The organism is Yersinia sp. LJYL362 (assembly GCF_048323875.1).
In genome coordinates this window covers 1-9,437 of sequence record NZ_JBLWEX010000069.1, presented here as the reverse complement: position 1 = coordinate 9,437, position 9,437 = coordinate 1, and the positions used below count along the sequence as shown (strand labels likewise).

The window sequence follows — 9,437 nt, the reverse complement described above, 5'->3', positions numbered from 1 at the left end:
TTGCAGGTGGAATAGGCCAACAACGGCGGTAAGTAGACCGTTTATAGCGGAGAAAGGCAAGTCGGGATCACAAAAGCAGAGTCTTCATCCATACAATATTTAAAAAGCAGTTAATCATGCCAGATTTAGAGAAATACACATCATATGATTTGTATCATTTATATCCAACCGTTAACAATTTACGACAGATACCCACTAACAACCCCGCTCAATTAATAGGTAAAACCCAACTCTTTTCGCGTGTGATTCAGGATGTCAGGGGGCAAGGGTAAATAGCCGTCATGAGTCACGCGCTTTTGCCCTTCGGGTGATAAAACGCGCTCAAGAAAGGCTGCAGTCAGCGGCTCTAGCGGCTTGCCCGGCGCTTTATTGATATAAATATACAGATAGCGAGATAAGGGGTAGCGGCCATCTTTGACATTCTCGGCGGTCGGCATGACATAATCCTGGCCGTTCGCCGACAGTGACAGAGGTTTAACACCACTGCTTCGAAAGCCAATGCTGGCGTAACCCATACTATTCAATGAGCCGGCGACAGCTTGCACAACAGAAGCTGACCCGGGTAATTCATTGATGTTATTTGAAAAATCACCATCACACAGTACCCGCTGCTTGAAAAAACCATAGGTTCCGGAGGCTGAGTTTCGGCTATAGCGTTGTATCGAACGCTCCGCCCAGCGCCCTTTCAGCCCAAGTTCGCCAAAACGTTGGATGCGATGGGATTCCCCGCAACGGCGATTTTGCGAAAATACAGCATCAAGCTGAGATAAGGTGAGTTTATCCAGTGGATTATCCTGATGGACAAAAACCACCAATGCATCTACTGCGACAGGGACAGCAAGTGGTGGATAGCCATAACGCTCAGTGAATGCGGTGATTTCAGCCGCTTTCATTGGCCGACTCATTGGGCCGAGTTGAGTTGCCCCTGCTGCCAGTGCCGCGGGAGCGGTAGAAGAACCTGCTGCCTGTATTTGCAAATTAACGCCGGGGTAATGATGATTGAAATCATCAGCCCATAAAGACATCAAGTTCGCTAAAGTGTCAGAACCGACACTGGAAAGATTACCCGACAAAGTCTCTGGCTTTGGTGCATCGACCACTGTGGCTGGCGTTACAGCGACAGGGAGTGCCAAGACGCCACAGCTAAACCCTAGCAAAGCATGCAACAGCGCCAGTTTTCCCCATCTCATCAGTTTGTTATCCATACAGTCTTAGGATTTGACTGCATTCTCGGTTAAAACCGTCGGAACAATCAACCGATTCGGTAAGGTAAAGATAAATCTCGTCCCCAAACCAATTTCACTCATGACATCCAAACGCGCATCGTGATGGCTCAACGCATGTTTCACAATGGCCAACCCCAAACCACTGCCACCGGTTTGCCTTGAGCGGGCTTTGTCCACCCGGTAGAAGCGCTCAGTAAGGCGCGGCACATGCTCAGGGCCAATACCCGGCCCGTTGTCGCTCACCTGAAATTGTGCGCCTTGAGGTGTTTGCTGCCAGCACACCTCAATCTTGGTGCCATCGGGCGTATGATTAACGGCATTATAAACCAGATTAGAAACCGCACTACGCAGTTGATCTTCGTTACCGAATACCTTCAATTGCTCATTAATTCGGAAGGTGATCTCATGACGCCCATTACTCAGTGCTTGCACTTCGTGTTGTAGCATTTTCAACATTCGCGGAATATCGACCTGTTCATTCATATCCACATTAGGTGCAGCTTCAATTCGCGATAGCGTCAATAATTGTTTTACCAGCCCATCCATTCGTTTGGTCTGTTCTTGCATCGTCCCTAGCGCTTTATCCCGTAATGGCCCGGCCAACTCTTGGTCGTGCATCATTTCCAGATATCCCTGCAATACCGTCAGAGGCGTGCGCAGCTCGTGGCTCACATTGGCAAAGAAATTACGCCGCGCCCCTTCTAACTGACGCATTTGGGTAACATCACGAGCCACCATAAGCAATTGCCCTTCTGAATAAGGCATGACACGGAACTCAACATAATAACCATTATTGAGTTGCAGGGTCAGCGGGCGGGAAAACTCTTGTTGCTGTAAATAGTGACTGAATTCGGGATAACGCAGCAAGTTGAGAATATGTTGGCCATTATCCTCCGGCCAGCGAAACCCGAGCAATTGCTGAGCCAAACCATTACACCAAAAAATATTGCCATCAATGGTTGTCATCACCACCGCATCGGGTAAAGACTCAGCACCACTGCGGAACCGTTTGATAAGTAAAGCTAATTCACGACGCCGACGGCGGTTTCGCAGCTGCATCTGGTACAAGCCGTAAAATAAAGGCTCCCAACTCCAACGCCCAGAAGGTGGCGTCATGCTACGGTCTAACCACAACCAGTGAGATAATTTGAGTTGGTTATAAAAATTCCACACCAGCGCCGCAATAACCGAAACCAATAATAACCAAGGAAGGTACCCGATAAAGGCACCTAACAGTAATGCGGGCAGACAAAAAAGAGCCAGCTCTAAAGCCAGCGTTTTCCATGATAAACGTTCTAACACAACGAATTCTCCGGCACTGAAAACTCAGTAGCGCGTTGAGAAACGGTATCCGGTTCCCCGGACAGTTTGTACCATTCTGTCATGGCCATCAATTTCCAGCGCCTTACGTAGCCGACGAATATGCACATCAACGGTGCGATCTTCTACATAAACGTTAGTGCCCCAAACATAATTAAGCAACTGTTCACGGCTGTAAACGCGCTCTGGATGAGTCATGAAAAAGTGCAATAATTTAAATTCGGTCGGCCCCATATCCAACGCTTGCTCATTGGCCATAACCCGATGTGAGGAGGGGTCAAGGCTCAGCCCTTGCATTTCAATCACTTCTTCAACCGCCATTGGCGATATCCGGCGCATAACCGCTTTGATGCGCGCCACCAGCTCTTTGGGGGAAAAGGGCTTGGTAATGTAGTCATCAGCACCCACTTCCAAACCGCGTACTCTGTCTTCTTCTTCGCCGCGGGCTGTCAGCATCATCACCGGAATATCTCGAGTCAGCGCTTCACGTTTCATATGTTTAATAAACTGAATACCCGAGCCGCCAGGTAACATCCAGTCTAACAACACTAAATCAGGGAAAGGCTCTGATAAACGCGTGACGGCGCTGTCATAATCCTCAGCTTCTAACGGTTGGTAGCCATTCTGTTCCAACACAAAGCACACCATCTCGCGGATGGGGGCTTCATCTTCAACTACCAGTATGCGTCTTGCCATCATTAACCCTGCCAGTAAGTTAGTGGTCACTATTTGATTTCGGAAGCCATTATGCGTCAGTTTTGTGACATTTTTATGAAAAACATCGCGCTCTTGTAAGCAATAAGCATAGTGATAAATTTCATGATAAATACAAAATGCAGCACTCAAATTTGCGAAGCGTCTCGGAGATTTTCCTCACCGCCTTTTTTTAGCCGCGACATCCAGCAGACAGCGTTTATAATCAGCGCCATTATCTTTAAAGGCGACCGGCCCTAGCGGGAGATTTATGCGCATTATTCATACCTCTGACTGGCATTTGGGCCAGCATTTCTTTACCAAAAGCCGTGCCGCTGAACATCAGGCATTTCTGCACTGGCTCATAGAACAGATCAAAGAAAATCAGGTAGATGCGCTGATTGTCGCTGGTGATATTTTTGATACCGGCTCACCACCCAGCTATGCACGTGAGCTATATAACCGTTTCGTGGTCGAACTGCAACCGACGAACTGCCAGTTGGTTGTTCTGGGGGGCAATCATGATTCAGTATCAACGCTGAATGAATCTCGCGGCTTGCTTTCTTATTTGAATACCACAGTCATTTCCTGCGCCAGTAGCAATCTGGATCAACAGGTTATTATTTTGAAAGACCGCCAAAATCAGCCTGCGGCGCTACTGTGCGCGATTCCCTTTTTACGTCCACGCGATTTAGTCACCAGTCAGGCAGGTGAATCCGGTGGACAAAAGCAGCTGGCGTTGCAGGAAGCCATTGCTGCCCACTATCAGGCGCTCTATCAGCGAGCCGTCGAGCTGCGTACCGGGTTATGCCTGCCCTTGCCGATTATTGCTACCGGGCATTTAACAACGGTGGGTGTCACCACCTCAGACTCGGTTCGTGATATTTACATCGGCACATTAGATGCTTTCCCGGCCCACGCTTTCCCCCCGGCAGATTATATTGCTCTGGGCCATATTCACCGTGCTCAGCAAGTAGCAAAAACCGAACATATCCGTTATAGCGGCTCGCCAATTGCCCTGAGTTTTGATGAGTTGAGCAAAGAGAAAAGTGTTTATCTGGTGGAGTTTGCCCAGCAGACATTAGCCTCAGTGACCCCAATCTTCATCCCACAATTTCAGCCAATGCAATTAATCAAAGGCGACTTAGCGCAAATTGAGCAACAGTTGACTAAATTTTCCGACCACCAGGGGTTACCGGTGTGGCTGGATATCGAAGTTGCCACACAAGACTATCTCACTGATATTCAAAGGCGAATTCAAGCTTTAGCCGCTGAACTCCCCGTTGAGGTAGTGCTCTTGCGCCGCAGCAAAGAGCAGCGTAATAACAGTATTGCGCGGCAGGAAAAGGAAACACTCAATGAACTGAGTGTCACTGATGTATTTGAACGCCGGCTGGCGCTTGAGGCGGGTTTAGCCGAACCCCGTCAAGAGCGTATGCGCCAAATGTTTAATCAGGTGATTGAAGACATCGCGCAAGGTAAAGATGCCGCAGAGGAGCAATCTGCATGAGAATTTTAAGTCTGCGTCTGAAAAACATCAATTCTCTACAGGGTGAATGGAAAATAGACTTCACCGCTGAACCTTTTGCCAGCAACGGTTTATTCGCTATCACCGGCCCGACAGGAGCCGGTAAAACCACTCTACTCGATGCCATTTGTCTCGCGTTATACCACCAGACCCCGCGTTTGAATGTCACCCCCAGCCAAAACGAACTGATGACTCGTCACACGGCAGAGTCGCTGGCTGAAGTGGAGTTTGAGGTAAAAGGCACCCGTTATCGTGCATTCTGGAGCCAACGGCGCGCTAAAAATAGCCCGGAAGGGAATCTGCAAGCACCTAAAGTTGAGCTGGCGTTATGTGAAAACGGTAAAATTCTGGCCGATAAAGTGCGTGATAAGCTTGATATGGTTGCCGAAATCACCGGGCTGGATTTTGGCCGTTTTACCAAATCGATGATGCTGTCACAGGGGCAATTTGCTGCATTTCTCAATGCTGATGCCAATGATCGCGCGGAATTATTGGAAGAGTTAACCGGCACGGACATCTATGGTCGGCTGTCTGAACATGTATTTGAGCAACATAAGCAAGCCAAGATCGCACTGGATGCATTGCATCAACGCGCCAGCGGTATTGAACTGCTAAATGAAGAGCAGCGTGCAGATCTGGCGCAACAATTAGATGTACTCGGTGAACAAGAAAAGCAGCTTGCTTCAGAACAACGGGTAAATCAAAAGCAAATAAATTGGCTCACCGGATGGCAGCAGCAGCAAAGAAATGTGTTGGAATATCAACAGCAGCAGAAAATCATTGAGCAAGAATATCTGCAAGCACAACCCGAACTGCAACGTCTGGCCCGTAGTGAACCAGCAGAAAAGTTGCGCCCCCTATTACGCGATTGTTCCCGTAGCCTACAGGATTTGCAGCAGATACAACTGCGCATCACCACACTGACGCAGCAGCAGCAACAACTTCAGACACAACTCACCCCCCTGGCTCAAGCTTTGGAACAAACTAATCTTGCTCGACTGCAACACACGGCTAATCAGCATGAGCAAGAAACACTGATTGAACAAAAAGTCGTTCCGCTGGATAACCTTATTACTCAGCAGCAGCACTCATTAATACTGCTTGGTACACAATTGGAACAGTTGCGCCGTAAAGAACAGCAAGATAAACAACAAATTGAACTGAACGAACAACAACTAAAGCAAACTCACCAACGTCTACAACAACTGACTGAGTACACTCAGCAGTATGCCCACCATCAACACTGGGAAAAAAGTCTGCCTTTGTGGCGTGAACAGTTCCGTCAATTACAAGTACAGCAGCAACAATCAATTGAAAGTGAGCAGCAGTTACAGCAACAGGTCACGTTACTCGCTAATTTACAACAGCAAATTGACACACTGAATGAACAAGATAAACAGCAACAAGCTGCATTAGTACAAGCCCACTCGCAGACCGGTGGTATTCAGCAACAATTGTCAGCACTTGAGCAACAACAGCCCTCAGCGCAGTTACGCCAACAACTCATCGAGCGCCAACAATTGCGGCCGGTGCGACAGCAATTAGCGGCATTATCGCCATTGGCTCAGCAAGTTCAGGCGTTACATGATAAACAGCAACAGCAATTTGTTGCCCAGCAGCAGCAACTGCAATTACTCGAACAGCAGTTGGCAGAAAAACGTCAGTCATATAAACAACAAAAACAGCATCTGACGACGCTAGAGACGTTGTTTGAACGCGAAAAACAAATCGTCCGATTAGAGTCTGAAAGAGCCAAACTGCAACCGAGAGAAAAATGTCCGTTATGTGGGGCATTAGATCACCCAGCCATTACTGAGTATCAGGCGGTAAAACCCTCAGAAACCGCTGTGCGTGTAGAAGAACTGCGACTTCAGGTTGAACAACTTTTCACTGCAGGAACAGAATTACGCACTCAGGTCGCAAGCATGCAGCAACAACAACTGCATCTGGAGCAAGAATTACAGCACAGTAATCAGCAATTGGCGGATTACCAACAACAGTGGCAAACACTGACCCAGCCATTGGAGCTGACATTTGCTTTAAATGAACCTGCGGCCTTAACAATCTGGCTGGAACAACAAGAACAGTCAGAGCTAGCCTGTCAGCTAAAACTGGCGGAATATGAACAGTTAAATCAGCAATATCAACAAGCCAAAGATATTCTGGCCCAAGCGGAACAACAGCAGCAAAAACATCAGCAGCAATTAGCCTTAATCGGTCAGCGACAACAAGATGCCCAGCAGTCCCATCAAAAATTGCTAGCACAACATCAGCAGCAGCACGCTGAATGGACAAAAATGCGTCAAGAGTTTAGCCATGCCCTGGCTGAGTTATCGCTATCCATGCCGGAAGCAGGTCAACAACAGCACTGGCTGGCTCTGCGGGAAGAGGAACATCAGCGCTGGAACCAGTATCAGCAGGAACAACAGCAGTTGGCGCTGGGGCAAAAAGCACTGGAAACGCAGATTGAAAATGAACGTCGCCACTGGCAAGAATGCATTGATCAGCTGTCTATAATCACACAACAGTATCAACAGGCCGAAACGCTATTACAGCAACAAAAGCAACAACGCCAAGTGCTGTTTGGTGACCGCAGTGTGGTTGAAGCCCGCCAGTTATTGCGTCAACAGCAGCAGCAAGCAGAGCTCGCTCAACAAAATGCAGCGCAAGCGCTACAACAGGCACAATCTCAACTTAACGTACTCTCCGGCGAGCTCGCGGGGCTAGAACAACAGCAGAATCAAAGTCAACAACGAGCCACCGCTGCCCAAGCTGAATTACAACAAGCACTGACAAGCAGTGAATTCGATGATGAGGCGGCTTTAACTGCCGCACTGCTGAGTGAGGAGGAAAGGCAGCGTTTGCAGCAATTGCAACAGCAACTGAGTGAGCGCCAACAACAGGCCAATATCCGTCAACAACAAGCCAGTGAAGCATTGGCTCAACTGATACAGTCTTGCCCTGATGGCGTCGGGCAAACATCTGAGTTGGCGCTATTACAGCAGCAATCAGAACAATTACTGGCTCAACTGAAAGCCAATACCTTACGGCAAGGTGAATTACGCAATCAGCTAGAAAGCGACATAATTCGCCGTCGCAACCAACATGCACTGTTTGAGCAAATTGAACGTAGCCAGCAACAATATGATGACTGGAGCTATCTCAATCACTTAATTGGCTCTAAAGAAGGTGATAAATTCCGCAAGTTTGCCCAAGGTCTGACACTCGATCATTTGGTCTATCTGGCAAATAACCAACTCAGCCGCCTACACGGGCGCTATCAATTACAGCGTAAAGCCAGTGACGCGCTGGAACTACAAGTGGTCGATACCTGGCAAGCGGATGCTATCCGTGATACCCGCACCTTGTCAGGGGGAGAAAGCTTTCTGGTAAGCTTAGCTCTGGCTTTAGCGCTATCAGATCTGGTCAGCCATAAAACCAGTATTGATTCACTGTTCCTCGATGAAGGCTTTGGCACCTTGGATGCGGAGACACTGGATACAGCACTGGATGCCCTTGATAGTCTGAATGCATCGGGTAAAACCATTGGTGTTATTAGCCATGTCGAGGCGATGAAAGACAGAATCCCAGTGCAAATTAAAGTGAAAAAAGTCAACGGATTGGGTGTTAGTCGCTTAGATAACATCTTCCGAGTCAATCAAGAGTGAGCATTTAGTCAGACTGCTGACAAATCTCGGCAACTCAAACTTGCAAGGTGAGGGCAGGTAGAAGAGTAAAGCGTCCGCGCCAAAGATGGCGCGGTTCGAGCCGTCAAGGACGAAGGGCAGGCCACAACCAAGCGGCCCCGCGCACCCCACTAGAATCCCCATGTACAGCTTTACGAACAGGGGTTTCGCACTCGCCGCCAAATACCCAAGGGCTAATTAACACAGGCAATGTTTTATACAGACGATCGACATTACTCATCCCGCCACCTAACACCACAACATCAGGGTCAAACAGGTTGATAACATGGGCTAATGACTTGGCCAAGCGGCGCTCGTAATTGACCATCACCTGCTCAGCCAACACATCACCTTGTTCAACTAACGCCATAATCTCATGGCCCTTAAGTGGCTGGCCACTCAGACGAAAATAATCCGTCGCAAAGCCCGTTCCTGAGACAAAGGTCTCAATACAGCCTGGTTTTCCGCAATAACAAGCTACTTCCTGCTGATACTGCCGCTCTTCGTCATCCTGCCACGGCAATGGATTATGCCCCCACTCACCGGAAATACCATTGCCACCCGCATGCACACGCCCATCAATGGCAATACCAGAACCACACCCAGTACCAATAATGACCGCAAATACCAGGTGTTTTCCAGCGCCCGCACCATCCGTGGCCTCAGATACCGCTAGACAGTTAGCATCATTCGCCAAACGCACCGGGCGCGAGAGTCGTGTTGACAGGTCCTTATCCAGCACTTGTCCATTCAGCCAGACTGAATTGGCATTTTTTACCTTGCCGGTAAAAGGAGAGAGAGTGCCCGGAATACCCACGCCAACACTGCCCTGCTCCCCGGCGGCCTCTTCAGCGTCAGCGACTAATCCCGCAATTGCCTGCAAGGTTTTTTGATAATCATGGCGTGGGGTGTCGACCCTTTTACGGAAAAGCTCCAGCCCATCATTTGCTAAAGCAATAACTTCTATTTTGGTACCACCCAGAT

6 protein-coding genes are annotated in these 9,437 nt (G+C 48.6%); 2 read left to right on the top strand and 4 right to left on the bottom strand.

Features of this window, described 5'->3' with window-relative positions; translation table 11 throughout:
- Positions 1-212: 212 nt before the first annotated feature.
- The 3 genes from ACNSO8_RS02925 to phoB are packed head-to-tail and all read right to left on the bottom strand — an operon-like array spanning position 213 to position 3,242.
- Positions 213-1,190, bottom strand: a complete 978-nt coding sequence (locus tag ACNSO8_RS02925; protein ID WP_418393774.1) for a PstS family phosphate ABC transporter substrate-binding protein — start codon at positions 1,188-1,190, stop codon at positions 213-215.
- A gap of 21 nt (positions 1,191-1,211) precedes the next feature.
- Positions 1,212-2,528, bottom strand: a complete 1,317-nt coding sequence (phoR, locus tag ACNSO8_RS02920; protein ID WP_418393773.1) for a phosphate regulon sensor histidine kinase PhoR — start codon at positions 2,526-2,528, stop codon at positions 1,212-1,214.
- Between the two features lie 24 nt (positions 2,529-2,552).
- Entirely contained in the window at positions 2,553-3,242 is a 690-nt protein-coding gene (gene phoB, locus ACNSO8_RS02915) for a phosphate response regulator transcription factor PhoB (protein ID WP_025377384.1), read from the bottom strand.
- A 268-nt stretch (positions 3,243-3,510) separates the two neighbouring features.
- On the opposite strand from phoB, the gene sbcD reads away from it, so the two are divergent.
- Both sbcD and ACNSO8_RS02905 read left to right on the top strand, forming a co-directional pair.
- Positions 3,511-4,749, top strand: a complete 1,239-nt coding sequence (gene sbcD / locus ACNSO8_RS02910) for an exonuclease subunit SbcD (protein ID WP_418393772.1) — start codon at positions 3,511-3,513, stop codon at positions 4,747-4,749.
- Positions 4,746-8,435, top strand: coding sequence for an SbcC/MukB-like Walker B domain-containing protein (locus ACNSO8_RS02905; RefSeq protein ID WP_418393771.1), 3,690 nt, complete (start codon positions 4,746-4,748; stop codon positions 8,433-8,435). The genes sbcD and ACNSO8_RS02905 overlap by 4 nt, the downstream gene beginning before the upstream one ends.
- A 103-nt stretch (positions 8,436-8,538) precedes the next feature.
- On the opposite strand, the gene mak is transcribed toward ACNSO8_RS02905, so the two are convergent.
- Positions 8,539-9,435 (bottom strand): fructokinase, encoded by an 897-nt coding sequence (gene mak, locus ACNSO8_RS02900; RefSeq protein ID WP_418393770.1) that lies wholly within the window; start codon positions 9,433-9,435, stop codon positions 8,539-8,541.
- Positions 9,436-9,437 lie beyond the last annotated feature (2 nt).